The 24558-nt window shown below is 70.8% G+C and carries 17 protein-coding genes and 1 pseudogene; 11 read left to right on the top strand and 7 right to left on the bottom strand.

Features of this window, described 5'->3' with window-relative positions; translation table 11 throughout:
- The first annotated feature begins 47 nt into the window (after window positions 1–47).
- On the top strand, window positions 48–1751 hold the full coding sequence (gene leuA / locus HNR28_RS10885) for a 2-isopropylmalate synthase (RefSeq protein ID WP_151025344.1): 1704 nt from the start codon (window positions 48–50) through the stop codon (window positions 1749–1751).
- A gap of 235 nt (window positions 1752–1986) precedes the next feature.
- Here leuA and HNR28_RS10890 read toward each other — a convergent pair whose 3' ends face one another.
- Window positions 1987–2304 (bottom strand): hypothetical protein, encoded by a 318-nt coding sequence (locus tag HNR28_RS10890; RefSeq protein ID WP_043679394.1) that lies wholly within the window; start codon window positions 2302–2304, stop codon window positions 1987–1989.
- A 30-nt stretch (window positions 2305–2334) separates the two neighbouring features.
- Window positions 2335–2679: a DUF1840 domain-containing protein gene (locus HNR28_RS10895; RefSeq protein WP_043679391.1), complete on the bottom strand. Its 345-nt coding sequence runs from the start codon at window positions 2677–2679 to the stop codon at window positions 2335–2337.
- Window positions 2680–2771: 92 nt separating this feature from the next.
- Here HNR28_RS10895 and HNR28_RS10900 point away from each other — a divergent pair, with 92 nt between their 5' ends.
- The 4 genes from HNR28_RS10900 to HNR28_RS10915 are packed head-to-tail and all read left to right on the top strand — an operon-like array spanning window position 2772 to window position 9928.
- Window positions 2772–6833, top strand: coding sequence for a DUF6531 domain-containing protein (locus HNR28_RS10900; protein WP_043679388.1), 4062 nt, complete (start codon window positions 2772–2774; stop codon window positions 6831–6833).
- 57 nt (window positions 6834–6890) lie between these two features.
- A complete protein-coding gene (gene argS, locus HNR28_RS10905; protein WP_151025092.1) occupies window positions 6891–8573 on the top strand; it encodes an arginine--tRNA ligase in 1683 nt (560 codons plus the stop codon).
- Window positions 8574–8577: 4 nt separating this feature from the next.
- On the top strand, window positions 8578–9279 hold the full coding sequence (locus HNR28_RS10910) for an SPOR domain-containing protein (RefSeq protein ID WP_043679383.1): 702 nt from the start codon (window positions 8578–8580) through the stop codon (window positions 9277–9279).
- Window positions 9280–9301: 22 nt separating this feature from the next.
- Window positions 9302–9928 carry a thiol:disulfide interchange protein DsbA/DsbL gene (locus HNR28_RS10915; protein ID WP_043679381.1) on the top strand — a complete coding sequence of 209 codons (627 nt, stop codon included), beginning with the start codon at window positions 9302–9304 and terminating at the stop codon, window positions 9926–9928.
- A gap of 35 nt (window positions 9929–9963) precedes the next feature.
- On the opposite strand, the gene HNR28_RS10920 is transcribed toward HNR28_RS10915, so the two are convergent.
- Window positions 9964–11181 carry a trans-sulfuration enzyme family protein gene (locus tag HNR28_RS10920; RefSeq protein WP_151025093.1) on the bottom strand — a complete coding sequence of 406 codons (1218 nt, stop codon included), beginning with the start codon at window positions 11179–11181 and terminating at the stop codon, window positions 9964–9966.
- Window positions 11182–11185: 4 nt separating this feature from the next.
- On the bottom strand, window positions 11186–12262 hold the full coding sequence (locus tag HNR28_RS10925; RefSeq protein ID WP_151025094.1) for an MBL fold metallo-hydrolase: 1077 nt from the start codon (window positions 12260–12262) through the stop codon (window positions 11186–11188).
- A 174-nt stretch (window positions 12263–12436) separates the two neighbouring features.
- Here HNR28_RS10925 and HNR28_RS10930 point away from each other — a divergent pair, with 174 nt between their 5' ends.
- From HNR28_RS10930 to HNR28_RS10955, 6 genes are all read left to right on the top strand, one after another.
- Window positions 12437–12844, top strand: coding sequence for a MerR family transcriptional regulator (locus tag HNR28_RS10930; protein ID WP_043679369.1), 408 nt, complete (start codon window positions 12437–12439; stop codon window positions 12842–12844).
- Window positions 12841–14019 carry an isovaleryl-CoA dehydrogenase gene (locus tag HNR28_RS10935; protein WP_151025095.1) on the top strand — a complete coding sequence of 393 codons (1179 nt, stop codon included), beginning with the start codon at window positions 12841–12843 and terminating at the stop codon, window positions 14017–14019. Before HNR28_RS10930 ends, HNR28_RS10935 begins: the two co-directional genes overlap by 4 nt.
- Before the next feature lie 24 nt (window positions 14020–14043).
- Complete coding sequence (aceK, locus tag HNR28_RS10940; protein WP_151025096.1) at window positions 14044–15906, top strand: bifunctional isocitrate dehydrogenase kinase/phosphatase; 1863 nt, start codon at window positions 14044–14046, stop codon at window positions 15904–15906.
- 22 nt (window positions 15907–15928) lie between these two features.
- Window positions 15929–17110 carry an acetyl-CoA C-acyltransferase gene (locus tag HNR28_RS10945; protein ID WP_043679362.1) on the top strand — a complete coding sequence of 394 codons (1182 nt, stop codon included), beginning with the start codon at window positions 15929–15931 and terminating at the stop codon, window positions 17108–17110.
- Between the two features lie 186 nt (window positions 17111–17296).
- The gene (locus HNR28_RS10950) at window positions 17297–18898 is read left to right on the top strand and encodes a carboxyl transferase domain-containing protein (RefSeq protein WP_043679358.1); all 1602 of its coding nucleotides are present in this window, start codon (window positions 17297–17299) and stop codon (window positions 18896–18898) included.
- A 10-nt stretch (window positions 18899–18908) separates the two neighbouring features.
- Window positions 18909–20927 carry an acetyl/propionyl/methylcrotonyl-CoA carboxylase subunit alpha gene (locus HNR28_RS10955; RefSeq protein ID WP_184142881.1) on the top strand — a complete coding sequence of 673 codons (2019 nt, stop codon included), beginning with the start codon at window positions 18909–18911 and terminating at the stop codon, window positions 20925–20927.
- Window positions 20928–20967: 40 nt separating this feature from the next.
- Here the strand turns inward: HNR28_RS10955 and HNR28_RS10960 are convergent, their stop codons facing one another.
- From HNR28_RS10960 to HNR28_RS10970, 3 genes and pseudogenes are all read right to left on the bottom strand, one after another.
- Window positions 20968–23124 (bottom strand): glycoside hydrolase family 31 protein, encoded by a 2157-nt coding sequence (locus tag HNR28_RS10960; RefSeq protein ID WP_151025539.1) that lies wholly within the window; start codon window positions 23122–23124, stop codon window positions 20968–20970.
- Window positions 23125–23130: 6 nt separating this feature from the next.
- Window positions 23131–24177, bottom strand: coding sequence for an ABC transporter ATP-binding protein (locus HNR28_RS10965; protein WP_151025538.1), 1047 nt, complete (start codon window positions 24175–24177; stop codon window positions 23131–23133).
- Window positions 24178–24207: 30 nt separating this feature from the next.
- Window positions 24208–24519: pseudogene (locus HNR28_RS10970) on the bottom strand (carbohydrate ABC transporter permease); the annotation flags it as partial.
- Between the last annotated feature and the right edge of the window lie 39 nt (window positions 24520–24558).

Genomic DNA, 24558 nt, shown 5'->3' on the forward strand with positions numbered 1-24558 from the left:
ATTTCCGCGCCCGTGATCCGGACGCACCCGCCCAGACAGGTACCGACATGATCAAGAATCCCGCCGACAAATACGTTCCGTTCGCTCCGTTCACGCGCGACTTCAGCGAACGCACCTGGCCCAGCCGCCGCATCTCCGCCCCCCCGATCTGGATGAGCACCGACCTGCGCGACGGCAATCAGGCGCTCATCGAGCCCATGAGCGTCGAGCGCAAGCTGCGCTTCTTCGATCAGCTGATCAGGATCGGCTTCAAGGAAATCGAGGTCGGCTTCCCCTCCGCGTCCCAGACCGATTTCGACTTCGTGCGCAAGCTGGTCGATGAAAAGCGCATCCCCGACGACGTCACCATCATCGCCCTGACCCAGGCCCGCGAAGACCTGATCCAGCGCACCGTCGAAGCCTGCGCGGGCGCCAGGCACGCCATCATCCACCTGTACAACGCCTGCGCGCCGGCCTTCCGCAAGATCGTCTTCCGCATGAGCCGCGACGAGGTCCGCGCCATCGCCGTCGAAGGCACCCGGATCGTCAAGACCGAAGTCGCCAAGCACCCCGAAACCCACTGGCGCTACGAATATTCGCCGGAAGTCTTCAGCACCACCGAGCCCGATTTCGCGCTGGAAGTCTGCAATGCCGTGGTCGACACCTGGCAGCCCACCGTCCAGGACAAGATCATCCTGAACCTGCCGGCCACCATCGAGGCCACCACGCCGAACCTGTACGCCGACCAGATCGAATGGATGCACACCCATCTGGCCCAGCGCGACAGGATCGTCCTCAGTGTCCACCCCCACAACGACCGCGGCACGGCCGTGGCCGCCGCCGAATTCGCCGTCATGGCCGGCGCCGACCGCATCGAGGGCTGCCTGTTCGGCAACGGCGAGCGCACCGGCAACGTCGATCTGGTCACCCTGGCGCTCAACCTCTACACCCAGGGCATCCATCCGGGCCTGGACTTCTCCGACATCGACGAAGTCCGCCGCTGCGTCGAATACTGCAACCAGCTGCCCGTGCATCCGCGCCACCCCTACGCCGGCGACCTGGTCTTCACGGCCTTCTCCGGCTCGCACCAGGACGCCATCAAGAAGGGCTTCGCGGTGCAGCAGGAAGACGCCGTCTGGGAAGTCCCCTACCTGCCCATCGACCCGGCCGACCTGGGCCGCAGCTACGACGCGGTCATCCGCGTCAACAGCCAGTCGGGCAAGGGCGGCGTGTCCTTCCTCCTGGAACAGGAGCACGGCCTGGTCCTGCCGCGCCGCCTGCAGATCGAATTCAGCCGCGCCATCCAGCGCGTCACCGACGAAACGGGCCGCGAAGTCACGCCGCAGGACGTGTTCGACATCTTCTCCAGCGAATACCTGGACCGCGAAACGCCGATGAAGCTGATCCGGCACCGCATCACCGGCAGCCCCAAGACCACCGGCCAGAAGCAGTTCATGATCGAGATCGAGCTGGAAATCGACGGCCAGGTCCGCCATCTGTCGGGCCAGGGCGACGGCGCGATCTCGGCCTTCATCGCCGCGCTGGGCATCGAGGCCCGCGTGATGGACTACCAGGAACACGCCATCGGCACCGGCACCGACACCCGCGCGGCGTCCTACATCGAGATGCGCATCCAGGACAACGTCAGCGGCTACGGCGTCGGCATCCACGAGGACATCGTGACCTCGTCCTTCCTGGCGATCCTGAGCGCGGTCAACCGCCACGCGGCGGCGGGCGGCGACGTGCGTCCGCGCGCCTCGGTCGCGGCCTGATCCAGAACGGCCCGGGCGCTCCGCACGGAGCGCCCGTCATCCGGCATCCCAGCGCCCGCGGGCGGCGCCACCCCCGCATCCCGGGGATATTCCTGGCACCACAAGCGCCCGCCTCGTTCAGCCCCGTCCCACAGGACGGGGTTTCCGTTTGTGCGCCGCCCAGGCCCCAAACCGCCAGGCCCCGGGCTTCCGGCAAGAGGCCGGGGGTTCTGCCCGCGCCGGCCGCGCGGCCCGGTCAATACACGATGGCCAGGCCCGGCAGGTCCACCGTCACCCGGGGCTTTTCCAGCGCCTGGACGGCATGGGCGGCGAATTCCCGCGCCAGTTCGGGCTGCGCCGAAAGGCGGCTGTAGCCCAGGCTGTCGGCCACGCCCAGGATCTTGTCCAGCAGCAGGACCTTGCCGCTCACGCGCAGGGGCTCGCAGCCCAGGGATTCCCACGTCTGCTCGAACCATTCGCGGGCGGCGTGCGCCCGGTCGGGGTCCACCGGCGCGTCGACGGGCAGTTCCAGGGAACGGTGGGCATCGAAAATCACGATCACATGGCCCTGCATGGGATTTCTCCGGATGTGAAATGCGTGAATTTACCAGGCCGGCGCGGGCTCCCAGGTGACGTCCTCGCCTTTTTCGCGGGCCAGGCGCAGCATGGTCAGCAGCGGCCAGGCCCGGCGGCGCATGCCGACCGGCTGGGCGATGGGATGTTCGACCGTGTCGTCGTGGTCGCCGGAGGCGTCGTCGTGGCCGGGATCGGCCGCCACCAGCGCCTCGATGCCGGCGATGGCGGTGTCCAGCTGCGCTCGGGTGATGACCCCGCGCTCGGGCAGTCCGGGACCATCGAAGGTCTTGCCGGCGGCCACCAGGATGGGCCGAGCATGCTGGGCGAACATCAGGACTTCCGCCGCGGATTTCGATTGGAACAAAATGAGCATGGTGGACTTCCCGCAATGGATACATTCATACACTAACCGATCTTCAACCCCCTGCCAAGCCGCACAATGAGCGCTCCGACAGGAGGTCTTCCATGCCCGAAACCCTTGCCTGGCGCCGCTTGCCATCCTGGCTGGCCGGCGTGCCGCTGGCGCTCGCCTCCTGGTCCACGCCAGCCCCCGCGCACGCCGCAAACGCCCTGAGCTGCCCCGCGCCGCAGGCCCAGGCGCCCTGCGGCGCGGGCTCCGTCCGGGGGCCGGCCGCCGAGCCCGCGCCCGATCCGGGCATCGCCAATCCCGTGCATCTGGCCACCGGCGAGAAATTCCTGCGCGAGACCGACCTGCCCGAGCCGGTCGCGGGCGGCCACCCGTCCTTCGTCCGCCTGTACCGCTCGGGATCCCTGGAAGACGGGCCGCTCGGCCGGGGCTGGAGCAGCGAATACGACATCCGCCTGCGGCCCGCCCCGGACGGCTGGCGGCTGGACCTGCCCGACGGCCGCCGCGTGCGCTTCGACACCCGGGGCCTGGGCGCCGGACCCGCCGACGGCCAGGTCCTGGCGCCCGTTCATGAGGCTGTCCCCTTATCCTGGCTGGGCGCCGACGGCGGCCGGCTGGTCTTCGATGCGCACGGCCGGCTGCGGGCGATCACCGCCCCCGGACGGCCGGACATCGTCATCGACCGCCACGCGGGCGGCCCGCTGGACGGCCTGGCGCGGGAAATCCGGCGCGGCGCCGCCGTACTGCGGCTCGATTACGACGCCTCGGGACCGCGCCCCCGCCTGCGGACGCTGGCCACGCCGCTGGGGGTGTTCCGCTACGAATACGCCCGGAGCGCACACGAGGCGATGCCTACGAGCGCGGCCCCGGCCGGCGGGATGCCGGCCGACGCGCCCCTGGCCGGGCAGGGCCCGGCCCCCGAGCCGGTCCTGCTGACCGCCGTGCAGCGGCCCGACGGCATGCGCCGCCGCTATCACCATGAATCCGGGCGGCAGGCCGGCCACCCCGCCGCCCTCACCGGCGTCACGCTGGAAGCCGCAGACGGCCGGCGCTGGCGCGCCCGCAGCTGGACTTACGACGCGCGCGGCCGCGTCGTCCAGGCGATCCCGGGCGCCCCCGGCACGACGGCGGGCCGCCTGGACCTGGACTATCCGGACGGCCCGCCCGACGCCGGTCCGACCCGCGTGCGCTCGGCAGGCGCGCGGGCCGAGGTGGAGCACGCCCTGCGCGGCGGCCGGATCGTGCCGCGCGCGGTGCGCTCGTCGGCCTGTCCCGCCTGCCCCGGGATCACCCGGCGCATCGACCACGACGCCCAGGGCCGGCCAAGCGCCCTTGGCGATCTGCGCATCCGCCGCGCGCCGGACGGCCGGATCCGCGCGCTGATGCAGGCGCGGGGCGGCTGGCCCGGCCTGCGCCTGGAGTACGGCCCCGGCGGCCGGCTGGCGCGCTGGTCCAGCCGGCTCACCGGCACGGCCCGGCTGTCCTACGATCCGCACGGCCGCCTGACCGGCAGGCGCGAGGCCGACGGCGGGCGCCTGGACGTCCGCCGCGACGCCATCGGCCGACCCGTGCGGCTGCTGCACACGGCGCCCGGCCGGCCGCCGCTGGAGATCGGCCTGCATTGGCGGGGCGACCGGCCGATCCGCCTGACCCACCCCGACGAGACCGAATACCTGCAGCACGACGCGCACGGCCGGGTCACGGCCCGCGCCGTCCACCGGCCCCACGCCCAGGGCGCGCTCGGCTACCGGGAACGCTTTGCCTACGACGCCCACGGACGGCTGACGCGCCATGACCTGCCGGAAGGCGGCGCGCTGCACTACGCCTGGTCGGATGCGGGCCGCCTGATGCGCCTGGACTGGGAAGCCGCCGACGGCGCGCGCCGCACCGTCATCGACTCCGTCCCGGGCCGCGCCGGCTACCGCTACGGCAACGGCCTGTGGCTGCAGACGGCCGCGGGGCCGGACGGGCGGGCCGATACCCTGGTCCTGTCCGACGGGCCGCGCATCCTGTGGGGCGAGCGGCGGCGCCACGACGCGCGCGGCCGGGTCGTGCGCCTGAGCACGCTGTCGGCGTCCGAACCCGCCGTCCCGGACGGCGCCGCGCGTCCACCCTTTGGAACCGCACCGCGCCAGCCAACGCCCGCCCTGCCCGCCGCCCCCTGGCGGCATCGGGTCCTGGCGCACGACGCGCAGGACCGATTGGCCGGGTTCCAGGACGGCGTGACCCGGACCTGGCTGGCCTGGGACGAGGACGGCCGCCTCATCGGGCGCCTGGCCGCCCGCCTCGGCCGGCCCGGCGGTTCGCCGCATGCCGCGCATCCGGCCCGCACGCCGACCGGACTCCAGGGCGCCGGTCCCCGGGACGCCGAGTCCCGGTCCGCCGCGCCGCCGGACGCCGAAGACGGGGATGCCGCCCCGCCCCCGATCGCCCGCAACGAAGCCGGCCTGCCCCTCGCGGTCGGCCGCCGCACGCTGCGCCTGCAGGCCCAGGGCCGGCCGGCCGAGGTCCTGGAGGACGGGCGGGTCCTGGTGCGCTACGCCTACAACGCCCGGGGCCAGCGGATCCGCCGCGTCCAGGACGGCCGGGAAACCGAACGCTACTACGTGGACAACCGCCTGGCGGCGATCTGGCACCGGCCGACCCCCGGAACGCCCGCCCGCACGGAGTCCGCCGCCGGGCCGGACGCCACGGCCGCCGCCACGCCTGCGGCCTCCGCTGCAGCCCCGGTCCCCGCCCGCGCCGCCGCAGGGCTCCCGGCCTTCGGCGTCACCCAGCGCTACCTGTATGCCGGCGAGGTCCCCGTCGGCCTGCTGCAAACGGAAGCCGACGGCCGCACCCGCCTGGTTTACCTGCACGCCGACCTGCTGGGCGCCCCCGTCCTGGCGACCGACGCGGACCGCGCGGTGCGCTGGGCCGCCGACTACGACGCGCTGGGCCGCGCGACCCGCCTGCGCGGCGACCTGGACCTGCCGCTGCGCCGGCCGGGCCAGGACGAGGATCCGGCGACGGGCTGGCACGACAACGTCTTTCGCACCTTCCTGCCCGCGCGCGGCCACTATCTGGAGCCCGACCCCCTGGGGCCGCTGCCCGGCCTGCAAGCCCTGGGCTACGCCGCCCAGCAGCCGCTGCGCCACGTCGATCCCCTGGGCCTGATCCTGCTGGCCTTCGACGGCACGCGGCAAGGGCCGCGCAACCAGGGCAACGTCTGGAAGCTCGCCCAGGCCTACGAGGACGGCCCGGCCTACTATCACGCCGGGCCGGGGAACGGCTACTACGCCGACTGGGACGCGGTCGTCGCCGCCGGCAGCCGCCAGATCCTGAGCAACCAGTGGCAGTCCCTGCTCAACGCCCTGGACCGGGCGCGGGGCGCCGCCGCGCCGGTGCCCATCGACATCCTGGGCTATTCGCGCGGGGCGGCCCTGGCGCGCGACTTCGCCAACCGCATCGCGCGCCACACCCGCGACGGCTGGTTCTCCTACGACGACCCGCTGCGCGGCACCATCGGCCTGTGCGTCGACCTGCGCTTCCTGGGCCTGTTCGACACCGTGGCGCAGTTCGGGCTGCTGGGCGCGGCCAACGCCGGCTTCGACCTGGGCATCGCCGGCGCCTGGCACTGGGTGGCGCACGCCGTGGCGCTGCACGAGCTGCGCGCCCTGTTTCCCCTGGTCTCGGCGGCCGGCGACGCGGGCAACACGGTCGAGGCGCCCTTCATCGGCGCCCACGCCGACATCGGCGGCGGCCTGCTGCTGGACGAGCGGCTGCAGCCCGTCCCCGGCGGCGACCTGTCGGACGTGGCCCTGAACTGGATGCGCTGGCAGGCGCTGGCCGCCCTGGTGCCCGTCGCCGAACTGGCGCCGGACGACCGCGCGGTGACGCGCCCGCTGCTGCACGACGAGCGCAGCCCCGCCCTGCGCGGGCTGCCGCCGGGCGACCGGGCGCTGCAGGACGCCGCCGCGCGCACGCTCGGCCCCCAGGGCGCGGACCCGCGCCTGGGCGACGCGCAGCGGCGGATCGTGGAGGCCTTCATCCGCCGCGCCGACGCCGCGGCGGACGAATCCGGCGCCGTCGCCGGCAGCGTGGACATGGCGGCCTACGGCGCCTGGCTGGAGGCGGAACGGGGCCTGCCGGGGATGGCCGGCCCGGCGCGGCGGCCCTGAGGCACGGCGCCCCTGAAATCGGGCTATCATTTCGGGATACCCTCAGATACGGACACCATGCTACCCGAGCAACACACCCGGCTCATCGCCATCCTGCGCTCCGTCCTGGACACACTGATCCCCGGCCAGACTCTGGACATCACCCTCGAACGCCCGAAAATCGCCGCCCACGGCGACGTCGCCAGCAACGTCGCCATGCAGGCCGCCCGCGCGGCCCGGCGCAACCCGCGCGAACTGGCGCAGGCCGTCGCGGCGGGCGTCCTGGCCCACCCGGACGCGGCCGGCCTGATCGCCTCGGCGGAAGTTGCCGGCCCGGGTTTCATCAATTTCCGCCTGTCGTCCGCCGCCCACCAGGCCGTCCTGGACGCCATCCAGGCCCAGGGCGAACGCTACGGCCACCGGCCCGCCACCGACGAGCGCGTGCTGGTGGAATTCGTCTCCGCCAACCCCACCGGCCCGCTGCACGTCGGCCACGCCCGCCAGGCGGCGCTGGGGGACTCCATCTGCCGCCTGTTCGCCACCCAGGGCGCCCAGGTCTCGCGCGAGTTCTACTACAACGACGCCGGCAACCAGATCCACAACCTGGCGATCAGCGTGCAGGCGCGCGCGCGCGGCATCGAGCCCGACGACCCGGCCTTCCCCGCCGACGGCTACCGGGGCGAATACATCCAGGACATCGCGCGCGACTACCTGGCCGGCGCCACCGTCCAGGCCAGCGACGGCGACCCCATCCGGGCGTCCGGCGACCTCGACGACCTGGACGCGATCCGCCGCTTCGCCGTGGCCTACCTGCGCCGCGAGCAGGACCTGGACCTGCAGGCCTTCGACCTGCGCTTCGACAACTACTACCTGGAAAGCTCGCTCTACACCAGCGGCCGCGTCGAGCGCACCGTCCAGGCCCTGATCGACGCGGGCCACACCTACGAACGGGACGGCGCGCTGTGGCTGCGCACCACCGAACTGGGCACCGGCGACGACAAGGACCGCGTCATGCGCAAGTCCGAGGGTGGCTATACCTATTTCGTGCCGGACGTGGCCTACCACGTCGCCAAATGGGAACGCGGCTTCCACCACGCCATCAACATCCAGGGCACCGACCACCACGGCACCATCGCCCGCGTGCGCGCGGGCCTGCAGGGCCTGGGCCTGGGCATCCCGGCCGACTACCCGGCCTACGTGCTGCACAAGATGGTGCGCGTGATGCGCGACGGCGCCGAGGTCAAGATCTCCAAGCGCGCCGGCAGCTACGTCACGCTGCGCGACCTGATCGACTGGGTGGGACGCGACGCCGTGCGCTTCTTCCTGGCCCAGCGCCGCGCCGATTCCGAATTTGTCTTCGACATCGACCTGGCCCTGTCGCGCAGCGAGGAAAACCCGGTCTACTACATCCAGTACGCGCACGCCCGCATCCACTCGCTGCTGCGCCAGCACGACGCCGGCAGCCAGGCGCGGGCGGCGGACCCATCCCTGCTGACCGCCCCCACCGAAATCACGCTGCTGCAGCGCCTGGCCGAATACCCCGGCGTGCTGACGCAGGCCGCCCGCGAACTGGCGCCGCACCAGCTGGCATTCTGGCTGCGCGACTGCGCCGCCGATTTCCACGCCTGGTACAACGCCGAGCGCATCCTGGTGGACGACCCCGCCCTGGGTGCCGCCCGCCTGCGCCTGGCCCGCGCCACCGCCCAGGTGATCGCCAACGGCCTGGGCCTGCTGGGGGTCGGCGCCCCCGAGCGCATGTAGCGCCATGGCCACCCGCAAGAAATCCTCGCGGTCGGGCAGCGCCTGGTTCGGCCTGGTCCTGGGCATGGTGCTCGGGGTGGCGGCCGCGGTGGCCGTCGCCCTGTTCGTCACCAAGGCCCCCATGCCCTTCAAGGACAAGGCCAGCCGCGACGACCCGACCACCCTGCTGCCGGACGTGAAGAACGCCCCGGACCCGAACATCGCCCTGTACGGCAAGGACGGCCCGGCGGGCACGCGCTCGGCCGCCCAGGGCGGCAGCAGCACCAATCCGCCGGCCCCGGCGCCGGAGCCCGGCGCCTCGCCGGAAAATCCGCTGTCCGATGCCATCGGCCAGATCATCGCCGGGCTGGACAAGCCCGCGGCCAAGCCCGCCCCGGCGGCGGCACCGGTGAATCCGCCGGCCCCGCCGCAGACCAGCCAGCCCATTCCGCCGCCGCCTCCCCCGCCGCCCGCCGCCCGCCCGGCGCCCGGCACGCAGACCACCTACTACCTGCAGACCGGCGCCTTCCGTTCGCAGAAGGAAGCCCAGGCCATGCTGGCCCGGGTCGTGCTGCTGGGCCTGCCGGTGCGCGTCGAAACCGGCGAATCCAACGGCGCCCCCATCAACCGCGTGCGCGTCGGCCCCTTCAAGGGCATCGACGAAATGAACCGCGCCCGGGCCCGCCTGGGCGACGAGAAGATCGAATCGACCGTCGTCCGCCCCTGAACCGCCCCCCAAGGAGCCCACCATGAAGATCGCCCTGTTTTCCCGCCTCGTGTCGGGCCTGGTCCTGGGACTGGCCGCGCTGGCCATGACGCCCGCCCAGGCGGCGCCCTACGATACGCTCGATCCGGTCCAGCCCTCGGACACCCCGGGCAAGATCGAAGTCCTGGAATTCTTCTTCTACACCTGCCCGCACTGCAACGCCATCGAACCCCTGATCGAGAAATGGCGCAAGACCCTGCCCGAGGGCGTGGCCTTCAAGAGCGTGCCGGTCGCCTTCAACGCCAGCATGCGCGACATGCAGAAGCTCTATTACACCCTGGAGGCCCTGGACCGCCTGGACCTGCATCCGCAGGTCTTCAAGGCCATCCACGAACAGCGCAAGGACCTGACCCAGGCCAAGGAAATCATCGACTGGGCCGCCTCGCAGGGGCTGGACCGCCAGACCTTCACCGACACGTTCAATTCCTTCGGCGTGCAGACCAAGGTCTCCCGCGCCGACGAGCTGACCAAGTCCTACCACGTGGACGGCACGCCGACCATCGCCATTGGCGGCCGCTACCTGACCTCGCCCTCGAACACCGGCACCTACCAGGGCGCCATCGACGAGGCCGACAAGCTGGTCAAGCAGCTGCTGGCGGGGAAGCAGTAAAACAGGCGGCCGGGGGTGCAATGCCCCTGGTCACGTCAATCGCGCGACGCCGCCTCGAACGCCTGCGCCAGGTCGGCGATCAGGTCGGCGGGGTCTTCCAGGCCGATGTGCAGGCGCAGCACCGTGCCCTTGCGCATGCGCGCGTCGGCTACCGAGGCCCAGTAGCCGTGGGCGGCCAGGGCGGAAGGCTCGACCTGCGTGACCAGGCTTTCGTAGCCGCCCCAGGAATAGCCGATCCCGAACAGCCGCAGGCCGTCGATCAGGCGGCGCACCTGCCGCTCGTCGAAATCGACGGCCACGGACAGCAGGCCGTTGGACCCCGTCGCGTCGCGCCGCCACAGCGCATGGCCGGCGTCGTCCGGCCAGGCGGGGAAGAAGATCCGCGACACCCGGGGCTGGGCGTCCAGCCAGCGGCAGACCTCCATCGCGTGCTCGGCGCAGGCGCGCAGGCGCACCCCCAGGGTGCGCGCGCCGCGCAGCGCCAGCCAGGCGTCGTCGGCGCTGACGGTGCTGCCCAGGGCGTAATGGGTCTCGTGCAGCTTGCCGATCAGCGCCGGGGCGCGCGCCACGGCCGCGCCCAGCATCAGGTCGGAATGGCCGCCGACGTACTTGGTGGCGGCGATCACCGACACGTCGGCCCCGAGCTGCAGGGGCCGGTAGATGTAGCCCGAGCCCCAGGTGTTGTCGGCCACCACGACCAGGCCGTGCTCGTGGGCCCAGTTGGCCAGGGCGGGCAGGTCCAGCATTTCCATCAGCAGCGAGCCCGGCGATTCCAGGTACAGCACCCGGGTCTCGGGGCGCAGGGCGGCCTGCAGGCCGGCGAGGTCGCCGCGCACGAAATCCATGGCCACGCCCATGCGCGACAGGACGGTCTTGTGCAGGTAGCGCACCGGCCCGTACACGCAGTCCACGACCAGGGCATGGTCGCCCTGGCCCAGCAGCGCCATCAGCGCCATGCTGATGGCCGCCATGCCGGAAGGCGCCAGGAACGCCCGCTCGCCGCCTTCCAGGCCGCACAGCAGCGTCTCCAGGGCCTCGTGCGTCTGCAGGCCGACCCGGCCGTAGGTGGGCACGCGCTCGCCGCGCTGCTTGGCCGCCTGGGCGCGGTCCAGCACGTCCATGGAGGCGAAGCGCACCGTGCTGGTGCGGTACGAGGGCAGCGCGACCGGCCCCGAGCCGGTGGCCGGATCCAGGGGAGCCTGGCCGATGTGCTGCAGCAGCGTGTCGATGCGGTCGGAATCGTGGAATGTCATGAACTCAGATCTTTTGAAAACGGTACACCCCGTCCTCGCCGAGGGTGCGCCGCAGGGATCCCTGGAAGTATAGGGCGTGCAGGTGGGCGATGGATTCGCCCATGGCGAAGGACAGCTGGTGCAGGTCCAGCTTGCGGTGGAACAGCACCGGCAGCAGATCGTGGGCGGTGCGCGGCTCGCCACAGGCGGCCAGGACCTCGGCCAGGCGCTCGGCGTGGTGCTCCCGCTGCTGGACGATGCGCCGGTGCAGGCCGCGGAAGGGCCGGCCGTGGGACGGCAGCACCAGGGTGTCCGCGGGCAGCGCTTCGTAGGCGGCGAGCGAATCCAGGTACAGGCGCAGGGGATCGGACTCGGGCTCCAGGTCGAACACGCTGACGTTGGTGGAAATGCGCGGCAGCACCATGTCGCCCGAGATCAGCGCACCCAGGTCCGGACACCACAGCGAGACGTGCTCGGGCGCATGGCCGTAGCCGACGATGACGCGCCAGCCGTGCCCGCCGATGGACACTTCCTGGCCATGCATCAGGCGGTGGAAGCGCGACGGCATGCCGGGCACCAGGCGCACGTAATAGTCGTGGCGGGCGCGGATCGTGTCCAGCGCCTGCGGATCGGCCAGGCCGTGGCGGGCGAAGTGCCGCGCCGCGCCCACGCCGGACGGACCGCTGCCCTCGACCGAGGAATCCGCCACCGACGATCCCGACCACAGCCGGGCCACCGCGTAGTCCGTCATGGACATCCACAGCGGCGCCTGCCAGCGCTCGCACAGCCAATGGGCCAGGCCGACGTGGTCCGGATGCATGTGGGTGACCATCACGCGCAGCACCGGCAGGCCGTCCAGCGCCTGCTCGAACACGGTTTCCCAGCAGTCGCGGACCTCGGCGCGGTCGATGCCGCAATCGACCACCGTCCAGCCCTCGCGGCCGTCGATGCGGTCGCGCAGCAGCCACAGATTGATGTGGTCCAGGGCGAAGGGCAGCGGCATGCGGATCCAGCGCACACCGGCGGCCACTTCGCGCGCGCGGCCGGATTCGGGCAGGGCGTCGCCCCAGGGATAGTCGAGTTCGTTTTCCAGCGGGTTCATGCCGCGTCTCCAGTAGATTCGGGTTTTTCTGCGGGTTTTCTCGCATCATTATGTCAGAATTTCCTCTTTACGTTAACGTAAACGTAATCCATAATGGGCGCTGACTGGACCCGCCGTTTCGCGCGCTCCCCGACCGAGCCGCCGGCCGATCCACCCATCGCCGCATCCCACCCCATGAGCCAAGCCACCTGGACGATTTCCGAGCTTGCCCGCGAATTCGGCATCACGCCGCGCACGATCCGCTTCTATGAGGATCAGGGCATCGTCAGCCCGGCGCGCGCAGGCCGCAACCGGGTCTATGCCCCGCGCGACCGCACGCGGCTCAAGCTCGCCCTGCGCGGGCGGCGGCTGGGGCTGCAGCTGGCCGAAATCGTCACCCTGATCGACCTGTACGACCGCGGCGGCGCCAACAGCGAAGCACAGCTGCGGCAGTACGCCGAAGTCCTCGCCAGCCACCGCGCCAAGCTCGAACAGCAGCGGCGCGATCTGGACGAGACCCTGAAAGAAATCCGCCGCCAGCAGGCCGAATGCGAAGCGCTGCTGCGGGCGCGCCACCCACGACACCAGGAGACCACCCCATGAACCTGCCCGGCCTGAACTTCGACCTCGGCTCCGACCTCGACATGCTGCGCGAGGCGGTGCGCGACTTCGCCCAAGCCGAGATCGCCCCGCGCGCCGCCGCGGCCGACCGCGACGACCAGTTCCCCATGGACCTGTGGCGCAAGTTCGGCGACCTGGGCCTGCTGGGCGTGACCGTGGCCGAGGCCTACGGCGGCGCCAACCTCGGCTACCTGGCGCACATGATCGCCATGGAGGAAATCTCGCGCGCCAGCGCGTCCATCGCCCTGTCCTACGGCGCGCACTCCAATCTGTGCGTCAACCAGATCCACCGCAACGGCACCGAAGCGCAGAAGCAGAAATACCTGCCCGGCCTGATCTCCGGCGAACGGATCGGCGCGCTGGCCATGAGCGAACCCGGCGCGGGTTCGGACGTCGTCGGCATGCGGCTGCGCGCCGAGAAGCGCGGCGACCGCTACGTGCTCAACGGCACTAAGATGTGGATCACCAACGGGCCGGACGCCGACACCCTGGTGGTCTACGCCAAGACCAGGCCCGAGGCCCGCCAGCGCGGCATCACCGCCTTCATCGTCGAGAAGACCTTCCCCGGCTTCTCGGTGGCGCAGAAGCTCGACAAGCTGGGCATGCGCGGCTCGCACACCGGCGAGCTGGTGTTCCAGGACTGCGAGGTCCCGGCCGAGAACGTGCTGGGCGAGGTCGACGGCGGCGTCAAGGTGCTGATGAGCGGCCTGGACTACGAGCGCGCCGTGCTCGCGGCCGGCCCCCTGGGCATCATGCAGGCGGTCATGGACGTGGTCGTGCCCTACGTGCACGAACGCAGGCAGTTCGGCCAGGCGATCGGCGAATTCCAGCTCATCCAGGGCAAGCTGGCCGACCTCTACACCACCCTGCAGGCCTGCCGCGCCTTCTGCTACACGGTCGGCAAGAACCTCGACAGGCTGGGCGCCGGCCACGCGCGCCAGGTGCGCAAGGACTGCGCCGGCGTCATCCTGTACTGCGCCGAGAAGGCCACCTGGATGGCCGGCGAGGGCATCCAGATCCTGGGCGGCAACGGCTACATCAACGACTACCCCACCGGCCGCCTGTGGCGCGACGCCAAGCTCTACGAGATCGGCGCCGGCACCAGCGAGATCCGCCGCATGCTGATCGGCCGCGAGCTGTTCGGCGAAACCGCCTGAACCCGACCCAGGAGCCGCGCAGCCATGGACGACACCGGCGACCACCGCCGCATCGAGCCCGTCGCGCCCCGGGGCCAGTCCCCGGAGGCCGTGGCGCGCATGATCCTGGCCGGATTCGACCGCCACTATTCGCTGTTCCGCTACAGCGCGCAGCGCGCCAAGGCGCTGTTTGAATCGGGCGACTGGCACGGCATCCAGCAGCTCTCGCGCGAGCGCATCGAATACTACGATACCCGCGTACGGGAATGCGCGGCGGCCCTGGGCCAGGCGCTGCGCGGCACCACCCGCGCCCACACCGCGCCGGACACGGCCCTGACCGGCGAGCAGATCGAATTCTGGCTGGCCGCCAAGACCAGCTACATCACCCTGCTGGCCGGCCACCGCCAGCCCGAATGCGCCGAGACCTTCTTCAACTCGGTGTCCTGCCGCATCCTGCACCGCAACTACTTCAACAACGACTTCCTGTTCGTGCGCCCGGCGGTGGCGACCGACTACATCGACGGCGAGCACCCGTCCTACCGGGCCTACTATCCGCTGACCGAGGGCCTGCTGCCCAGCCTGACCCGCATGGCGGCCGACTTCGGCCTGGCCGCGCCCTATCACGACCTGCCGGCGGACGTGCGGCGCATGGCCCGCATGGGCCTGCGCCACCTGCGCCGCACCCTGCCGCGCGGCCTGGGCAAGCGGCTGGCGCCCGACTGCCAGATCCAGGTGCTCAACACCCTGTTCTTCCGCAACAAGGGCGCCTACATCGTCGGCCGCCTGATCAACCAGACCGCCATCCATCCCTTCGCCGTGGCGCTGCTGCACACGCCCTCGGGCCACATCCAGTTCGACGCCCTGCTGCACACCAGCGACGACCTGAGCACGCTGTTCAGCTTCACGCGCGCCTATTTCCTGGTGGACATGGAGGCCTCGGCGGCCTACGTCGATTTTCTGTCCTCGCTGTTCCCGCGCAAGCCCAAGGCCGAGATCTACACCACCATCGGCCTGCAGAAGCAGGGCAAGACCCTGTTCTACCGCGACTTCCTGCACCACCTGTCGCACTCGCGGGACGCCTTCGACTACGCGCCGGGGATCCAGGGCATGGTCATGACGGTGTTCACCCTGCCGTCCTATCCCTACGTGTTCAAGCTGATCCGCGACCGCATCGCCAAGGACGGCATGGACGAGGCCACGGTGCGGCGCAAGTACCAGATGGTGAAGAAGCACGACCGCGTCGGGCGCATGGCCGACACCTGGGAATATTCCCAGGTCGCCCTGCCGCGCAGCCGCTTCTCGCCGCGCCTGCTCGAAGGCCTGCGCCGCGAGGTCCCCAGCCTGCTGGAGGAGACCGACGGCCTGGTGGTGCTGCGCCACGTCTACATCGAACGCCGCATGACGCCGCTGAACATCTTCCTCGCCAGCGCCTCCGACGCCGCCCTGGAAGCCGCCGTGCAGCAATACGGCCAGGCCATCCGCGAGCTGGCCGCCGCCAACATCTTCCCCGGCGACATGCTGTACAAGAACTTCGGCGTCACCCGCCTGGGCCGCGTGGTCTTCTACGACTACGACGAGATCCAGCGCATGACCGAAATGCAGTTCCGCCGCATCCCGCCCGCCCCCAACGAGGAGGCCGAGATGTCCGGCGAACCCTGGTACCCCGTGGGCGCCAACGACGTCTTCCCGGAAGAGTTCGAGCGGTTCCTGCTGGGCGACCTCCGGGTGCGCGCCGCCTTCCTGAAATACCACGCGCCGCTTTTGGATGCACAATGGTGGCAGGACTGCCGCGCGCGCGCCGCCCAGGGTCGCATCGAGGACATCTTCCCCTACGACCAGTCGCGCAGGCTGCAGCCGCCGGACGGCCATTCGCGGCCGCCCCGGAGCGATTCAACGGATACCCTCTAGAGCAAGAGAAAGGAGCCTCACCATGTCCGATTCCATCGTCATCGTATCCGCCGCCCGCACCCCCATGGGGGGCATGATGGGCAGCCTGTCCGGCCTGGCCGCGCATGAACTGGGCGCCATCGCGATCAAGGCCGCCGTCGAGCGCGCGGGCATCGCCGGCGACGCCGTCCAGGAAGTCATCATGGGCAACGTCCTGCAGGCCGGCCAGGGCCAGGCCCCCGCCCGCCAGGCCGCCCTGGGCGCGGGCCTGCCCAAAAGCGTCGCGTGCAGCACCCTGCACAAGGTCTGCGGCTCGGGCCTGAAGGCCGTGATGCTGGCCCACGACATCATCAAGGCCGGCTCGGCCGAGGTGGTGGTGGCCGGCGGCCAGGAAAGCATGAGCAACGCCCCCTATCTGCTGCTCAAGGGCCGCCAGGGCTACCGCTACGGCCATTCCACGGTCTACGACCACATGGCCCTGGACGGCCTGGAAGACGCCTACCAGCGCGGCACCGCCATGGGCGTGTTCGCCGAGGACTGCGCCTCCAAGTACAGCTTCACGCGCGAGCAGCAGGACGCCTTCTCCCTGGAATCGCTGCGCCGCGCGCGCCAGGCCACCGAGGACGGCAGCTTCAAGTGGGAAATCGCGCCGGTCACGGTCCAGGGCCGCAAGGGCGACACCGTGATCGACACCGACGAGGCCCCCGCCAAGGCCATGCCGGAAAAGATCCCGACGCTCAAGCCCGCCTTCAAGAAGGACGGCACGATCACGGCGGCCAACGCGTCCTCGATCTCCGACGGCGCCTCGGCGCTGGTGGTGATGAGCGCCGCCAAGGCCAAGGAACTCGGCGCCGCGCCCCTGGCGCGCATCGTCGGCCACACCCAGTTCTCGCACGATCCGCAGTGGTTCACCACCGCCCCGGTCGGCGCGATCCAGAAGCTGCTGGACAAGGCCGGCTGGCAGGCCGGCGACGTCGATCTGTACGAGATCAACGAAGCCTTCGCCGTGGTGACCATGGCCGCCATGGCCGACCTGAAGATCCCGCACGACCGGGTCAACATCCACGGCGGCGCCACCGCCCTGGGCCATCCCATCGGCGCCTCCGGCGCGCGCCTGCTGACCACGCTGATCGGCGCCCTGCGCAAGACCGGCGGCAAGCGCGGCATCGCCTCGCTGTGCATCGGCGGCGGCGAAGCCGTGGCCCTGGCCGTCGAAATGCTGTAAATCCCACGCAGTACCCGCGGATGAGTCCGGGCACCGGGCAGCCCCTGCGGACTGCCCGGTGCCCGACGAATCGGAGCGCCTTGCAAGGCGCGACGTGGGGAGATGCCACAAGTTTGAAACTGGCCCCCACAGTCTGATGAATCCGTGCAGCATGCAGGCCATTTTTCTTTACTTCCAGGAACCGACATGCCGGTCATCGAGTCCCGCATCAACCCACGATCCCAGGAATTCCAGGACAACGCCCGCGTCATGCGGACGCTGGTCGACGATCTGCGCGAGCGCATCGCCCGCACGGCGCAGGGCGGCGGCGAAACGGCCCGCGCCCGGCACCTGGCGCGCGGCAAGCTGCTGCCGCGCGAGCGGGTCGAGCGCCTGCTCGATCCCGGCACCCCCTTTCTCGAACTGTCGCCGCTGGCGGCGCTCGACGTCTACGACAACGCCTCGCCCGGCGCGGGCCTGATCACCGGCATCGGCCGGGTGGGCGGCACCGAATGCGTGATCGTCTGCAACGACGCCACGGTCAAGGGCGGCACCTACTACCCGCTCACGGTGAAAAAACACCTGCGCGCCCAGGAAATCGCCCAGCAGAACCACCTGCCCTGCATCTACCTGGTCGATTCGGGCGGCGCCAACCTGCCCAACCAGGACGAGGTCTTTCCCGACCGCGACCACTTCGGCCGCATCTTCTACAACCAGGCCGTCATGTCGTCCATGGGCATCGCCCAGCTGGCCGTGGTGATGGGCTCCTGCACCGCCGGGGGCGCCTACGTGCCCGCCATGAGCGACGAATCCATCATCGTGCGCAACCAGGGCACGATCTTCCTGGGCGGCCCGCCCCTGGTCAAGGCCGCCACCGGCGAGGAAGTCTCGGCCGAGGACCTGGGCGGCGGCGACGTGCACACCCGCCTGTCGGGCGTGGCCGACCACCTGGCCGAGAACGACACCCACGCGCTGCGCCTGGCGCGCGACGCGGTGGCGCGGCTCAACCGCCCGGCCCCACCCGCGCCCGGCCCCTGGGCCGAGCCCCTGTACGACCCGGCCGAGCTGGACGGCATCATCCCCCAGGACACGCGCAAGCCCTACGACGTGCGCGAGGTCATCGCGCGCATCGTGGACGGCTCCGACTTCGAGGAATTCAAGGCGCGCTTCGGCACCACCCTGGTCACGGGCTTCGCGCGCATCTACGGCATGCCGGTGGGCATCATCGCCAACAACGGCATCCTGTTCTCCGAGGCCGCGCAGAAGGGCACGCACTTCATCGAACTGTGCTGCCAGCGCAATATCCCCCTGGTCTTCCTGCAGAACATCAGCGGCTTCATGGTGGGCCGCAAATACGAGAACGAAGGCATCGCCCGCCACGGCGCGAAGATGGTCACGGCCGTGTCCACCGCCTCGGTGCCGAAATTCACGGTGCTGATCGGCGGCTCCTTCGGCGCCGGCAACTACGGCATGTGCGGCCGCGCCTTCGGCCCGCGCCTGCTGTTCCTGTGGCCCAACGCGCGCATCTCGGTCATGGGCGGCGAGCAGGCCGCCAGCGTCCTGGCCACCGTGCGGCGCGACAGCATCGAACGCAAGGGCGGCGCCTGGTCCGCCGACGAGGAAGACGCCTTCAAGGCGCCCATCCGCGCCCAGTACGAGCGCGAGGGCCATCCCTACTATTCCACCGCGCGGCTATGGGACGACGGCATCATCGCGCCGTCCGACACGCGGCGGGTGCTGGGCCTGGGCCTGGCCGCCGCCCGTCACGCCCCGGCCGAAGCCACCCGCTTCGGCGTGTTCAGAATGTAAGGAAACCGCCGTGTTCGACACCCTCCTCATCGCCAACCGCGGCGAGATCGCCTGCCGCATCGCCGCCACCGCCCGCCGCATGGGCATCCGCACCGTCGCCGTCTATTCCGACGCCGACGCCGACGCGCGCCACGTCCACGCCTGCGACCGCGCCGTGCGCATCGGCGGCCCGGAGCCCGCCGCCAGCTACCTGCGCGCCGACGCCATCCTGGACGCCGCCCGCCGCACCGGCGCCCAGGCCGTCCACCCGGGCTACGGCTTCCTGTCGGAAAACGCCGAATTCGCCCGCGCCTGCGCCGGGGCCGGCCTGGTCTTCGTCGGCCCGCCGGTGGACGCGATCGCCGCCATGGGCAGCAAGTCCGCCGCCAAGACCCTGATGTCCGGCGCCGACGTGCCCCTGGTGCCCGGCTACCACGGCGAGCGCCAGGAAGCCGGTTTCCTCCAGGAGCAGGCCCGCGCCATCGGCTACCCCGTGCTCATCAAGGCCAGCGCGGGCGGCGGCGGCAAGGGCATGCGCATCGTCCACGCCGACGCCGAATTCCAGGCGGCCCTCGCCTCCTGCCAGCGCGAGGCGGCCAGCAGCTTCGGCAACGCCCAGGTCCTGATCGAGCGCTACCTGACCAAGCCGCGCCACATCGAGATCCAGGTCTTCGCCGACACGCACGGCCAGTGCGTGCACCTGTTCGAGCGCGACTGCTCGGTGCAGCGGCGCCACCAGAAGGTCATCGAGGAAGCCCCCGCGCCCGGCATGACGCCCGAGCGGCGCGAGGCCATGGGCCGCGCGGCCGTGGCCGCCGCCCAGGCCGTCGGCTACGTCGGCGCCGGCACGGTGGAATTCATCGCCGAGCCCGACGGGCGCTTCTACTTCATGGAAATGAACACCCGGCTGCAGGTCGAGCACCCGGTCACCGAGGCCATCACCGGCCAGGACCTGGTGGAATGGCAGCTGCGCGTGGCCGCCGGCCAGCCGCTGCCGCTGCGCCAGGACCAGCTGCGCATCCAGGGCCACGCCATCGAGGCGCGCATCTACGCCGAGAATCCGGACAAGGACTTCCTGCCCAGCATCGGCCGCCTGGACGCCCTGCAATGGCCGCCGCACGTGGTCTTCCAGACCGGCCCCGTGCGCGTGGACGGCGGCGTGCGGGAAGGCGACACGATCTCGCCGCACTACGACCCGATGATCGCCAAGTTGATCGTCCACGGCCAGGACCGCGAGCAGGCCCGCCAGCGGATGCTGCGCGCGCTGGGCGCGGTGCGCGCCACCGGCGTGCAGACCAACATCGCCTTCCTGGGCCGCCTGATGGACGACCCGGCCTTCGCCGCCGCCGACCTGGACACCGGGCTGATCGAACGCGAGCACGAGCGCCTGTTCCCCGCGCCGCGGGACTGCGAGGACGGCGCGCTGGCCCTGGCCGCCGCCGCGCTGCTGCACCACGACGGCCTCGCCCGCCCCGGCGCTCTGGCGGCGGACGCCGGCCCCTGGAGCCAGGCCGACGGCTGGCGCGTGGGCGGACGCTACGAGCGCATCCTGGTCCTGAAGGACGCGCGCGGCGAACGCGCCGTGCACCTGCGCCGCGACGGCCGGGACTGGACCCTGGCGGTGGACGACCGCCCCGCCCAGGACTTCCACTGGCAGGCCGAGGGCCGCCACCCGGCCCGCGTCCGCGTCCGCCTGGGCGAGGCCGAGGCGCGCGGCGACGTCCACCGCGACGGCGCGCGCCTGGACGTCTTCGCCGAGGGCCGGCGCCAGACGCTGGAATGGCGCGACCCGCTCGCCCTGGCGGCCGCGTCCGCCGACGACGCGGCCGGCGGCCTGAGCGCCCCCATGCCGGGCAAGATCCTGTCGGTCGCGGTCGCGGCGGGCGACGTGGTGACGCGCGGCACGCCGCTGATCGTCATGGAGGCCATGAAGATGGAGCACACCATCGAAGCGCCGCACGACGGCACGGTGCGGGAGGTCTTCTACGCCGTCGGCGACCAGGTGACCGAAGGCGCGACCCTGATCGACCTGGAGGCCGGGGCGGATTGAGCCCCCGCGGACGCCGGGTTCCGGACCCGGCGCCGGAGGGCTAGAAAGTCAGCACATCGCTGACAGGATCGTCGTGGGCGGCGAGCTTCCCGGGCCGGGGGGATGACACGGGAATGCGTGCCCCCTGGCGCGCGAAGATCGGCAGGCGCTCCAGGGGCGCCTCGACCTCGTGGCACCGCCCCGACTCAAACGCCTCTCCGGTATCCAGGGCGAACCAGCGGCCGCCTTCGGGCAGCACCGGCAGATAGACGCGCCGCCGCACCAGTCCTTCCTCGACGACCGGGGCGATCAACAGCCAGTCGCCGAGCATGAAGTCGTCGGAATCCTCGAAGCACCGGTCGTCGCCGGGAAAGTTGAAGAAGGTCGGCCGGATGATCGGCACGTCGTCCCGGCACGCCTGCTCGACGCACTGCCAAAGATAAGGCATCAGGCGATAGCGCAGATTGATGGCGTCGCGCACGGCATCCTCGACCTCGGGGTGCATCCAGGGCAGGTTGGTGACGCCGTTCGTCTTCCAGGAATTCATCACCATCCGCGGATTGAGGCTGCAGGCCTGCACCCATCGCAGCAACAGTTCCGGGTCCGGCACGGGACCGCAGAACCCGCCCACGTCATGGCCGATGTTGAACATGCCCGACAGGCTCATTTGCAGGCCCGTCCGGATGTTCCACTTCAAGGTCTTCCAGCTGGTGGAATTGTCGCCCGACCACGTCTGGGCATAGCGCTGCAAGCCCGGAGGGCCCGCCCGCGTCACGGTATAGACGGGCTGATCGTCGCCCTGGGCGCGCGCATGGTCCCGCTGGGCCTCGAACGTCGCCCGCGTCATCAGCAGGCTGTGCAAGGGACGGCTGCGGTGCATCGGGATCGGCCGCCCCCACCCCGCCGAATAGGCATCCTCGGCCTGGATGGCGTATTCGTTGTTGTCGTTCCAGCCGACGTCGATCCCCTGGTCGAGGATCTGTTCCTTCAACTGCCGCTGCCACCAGGCCACGGCCTGTGCGCGCGTGAAGTCCAGATGCGAACCCTGTCCATCCCAGAAGGGCTCCAGAACCGGTTCGCCGCTGCCCCGATGCAGAATGAACGCGCCTTCCTGCGCCAGGGACTCGTAGGCGGGGTGATCGTCCAGCAGGCACGGCTTCAGGTTGGCCACGAGACGCATCCCCGCGGCGTGGAATTTGGCGTTGATCGCCCGCGGGTCCGGGAACTTGCTGCGATTCCAGGTGAATACGTACCGCCGCTGGCCGCGGCTCGAATAGCCGGACCCGTAATGAAAGGCTGAAATCGGGATCCGGTGCTCGGCGCACTGATCGATGAAGGCGTCCAGGCGCTGCTGCGCATCGGGCGCATCGGGCAGGCCCATGGCCGTCTGCGCATAGCCCAGCGACCAGCGCGGCGGCAGGTGCGTGCCGCCGATCAGGCGGACGAACTGCGCCACGACCTCGGCGGGCGTATCGCCCACCATGATGGTGTAATCGAGATCGCCGTCGTCGATCTCGACCGTGCGGAAAAAACCGTGATAGTTGTCGTGCTCGCAACCCAGATCGAACGTGCAGGCCGCAAGCGTATCGTAATAGACCCCCGTCCAGAGTCCATCGGGCGTGCGCGTCAGGACGAACGGCCAGTGCTTGTACAAGGGGTCGCCGCTCTGGGCGTCGTAGCCCAGCGAATCCTGGCCCATGCAGCGCAGCCGCCGGCCGTGCAGGTTGAGCGGCCCCGTCTTGTCCCCCAGACCGAAATACCGGTCCTCGGGGTGCCGCGCCACGCAGTGGCGCAACAACCCGGTGCGGGTCTCCGTCAGGTACGCGCTCGTTGCCCGGTCCGACTGGTACAGGCGGCCGGTCCGCGGATCCACCCACTCCAGCCCGATGGGCCGATGCGCCGCTCCCTGCAGGCGGACGGCAAGGCGCCCCGCGGACAGCTGCAGCGGCGCCTGCTCATGGCAGGCGAGTGCCGGCCTCTCGAACCCGTCCAGGCTGTCGCGTTCGCGTCCGTCCCAGGGCACATCCCGCCCCGGCACGGGGCTGATCGCCCACGTGCGCGGTTCCCGGAAGCCCTGCGCGGGCCGCCAGCTGAAACGCGCCATGGTGGGCGAGAGGAACACCAGCCGCAGCTCTCCTCCGTCATCCAATATCGCCCGGGCGTCGGCATCCGCCGCGCCCGGGCTCATCTGCCAGCCTGCTGTCTTCAGTGGGGTCATAGGGTTTCAGGTCCTCTCGATCAGTGGGTCGATCCGTTGGTCGTTTTCATCGAACGCATGCACGTGCTCCGGCGCGGCGCTCAGGCGGATCACCGGCTCCCGCTCCAGGCCGGTTCCACCGGCCATCAGCGCCTCGACGGGCGTGCCGTCGCCCAGCCGCGCGCGGACGAGCCACTGCGCGCCCAGATACTCGCGGCCCGTCACCGTCATGGGAAGCCCGCCGCCCTCCGGGGCCGGCACCCAGTGCTCGGGGCGTATGCCCACCCGGCGCGCGCCCGGCGGGACGCGGCAAGCCAGGACGGGGTCCTGCCGCACGCTCCCGACCGGCAGGAAATTCATGCGCGGGCTGCCGATGAAGCCCGCCACGAACGTGTTGCAGGGCCGCTCGTACAATTGCTGCGGCATGCCCACCTGCTCGATGCGGCCGGCGCGCAGCACGACGATCTTGTCGGCCATGGACATCGCCTCGACCTGGTCATGCGTGACGTAAATCATGGTCGCCCGCAGGCGTTGATGCAGGTCGCGCAATTCGGCGCGCATGGAGACCCGCAGCTCCGCATCCAGATTGGACAGGGGTTCGTCGAACAGGAATATCTTGGGATTGCGCACGATCGCGCGGCCGATCGCCACGCGCTGGCGCTGCCCTCCCGAGAGCTGGGTGGGCTTGCGCTCCAGCAGCTGGTCCAGGCGCAGCAAGGCGGCGGCCTGCCGCACCTTTTCCTGGATGTCGGCCCGGGGAACGCGGGCATTCTCCAGGCCGAACGCCATGTTGGCGTATACGGTCATGTGCGGATACAGCGCATAGGACTGGAAGACCATCGCGCAGCCCCGGTCCGCGGCGCCGACGTCGATGACGGACTCGCCGTCGATCAGGATCTCGCCGCCGCTGGGGGCGTCCAGGCCGGCGATCAGGCGCAGCAGGGTGGACTTTCCGCAACCGGACGGCCCGACGAAGACGACGAATTCCCCATGGTCGACCTGGAGATCGACACCGGGGATCACCGTGGTCTGATCGAACGATTTCCGGACGGATCGGAGTTCAAGAGTGGACACGCGCAGGTTCCTGAAAAAAAGCCGGACGGATCACTTGACGCCGGCGCTTGCGATGCCGGCCGCGATGTAGCGCTGCAGGAAGGCGAACGCCGCCGTCACGGGGACGAGCGTGATGACGGTCATGGCCAGCAGATAATGCCACTGCGTATTGAGCTCTCCCTGGAAGGAGTTGAGCGCCAATTGCAGCGTGAATACGTCGCTCTTCGACAGCACGATCAAGGGCAGAAGAAAGTCGTTCCAGCGCCACATCACGGAGAAGATGGCCAGCACGGCCAGCGCCGGCGCCGAAAGAGGCAGCATGATGCGCCAGTAGATGCGCCATTCGCTGGCATGGTCCATGCGCGCGGCCTCGAATGGAGCCGCCTGGAATCCGCCCTAAGG

It is taken from the genome of Castellaniella defragrans, assembly GCF_014203015.1.
In the GTDB taxonomy this organism is placed as follows: Bacteria; Pseudomonadota; Gammaproteobacteria; order Burkholderiales; family Burkholderiaceae_B; genus Castellaniella; species Castellaniella defragrans.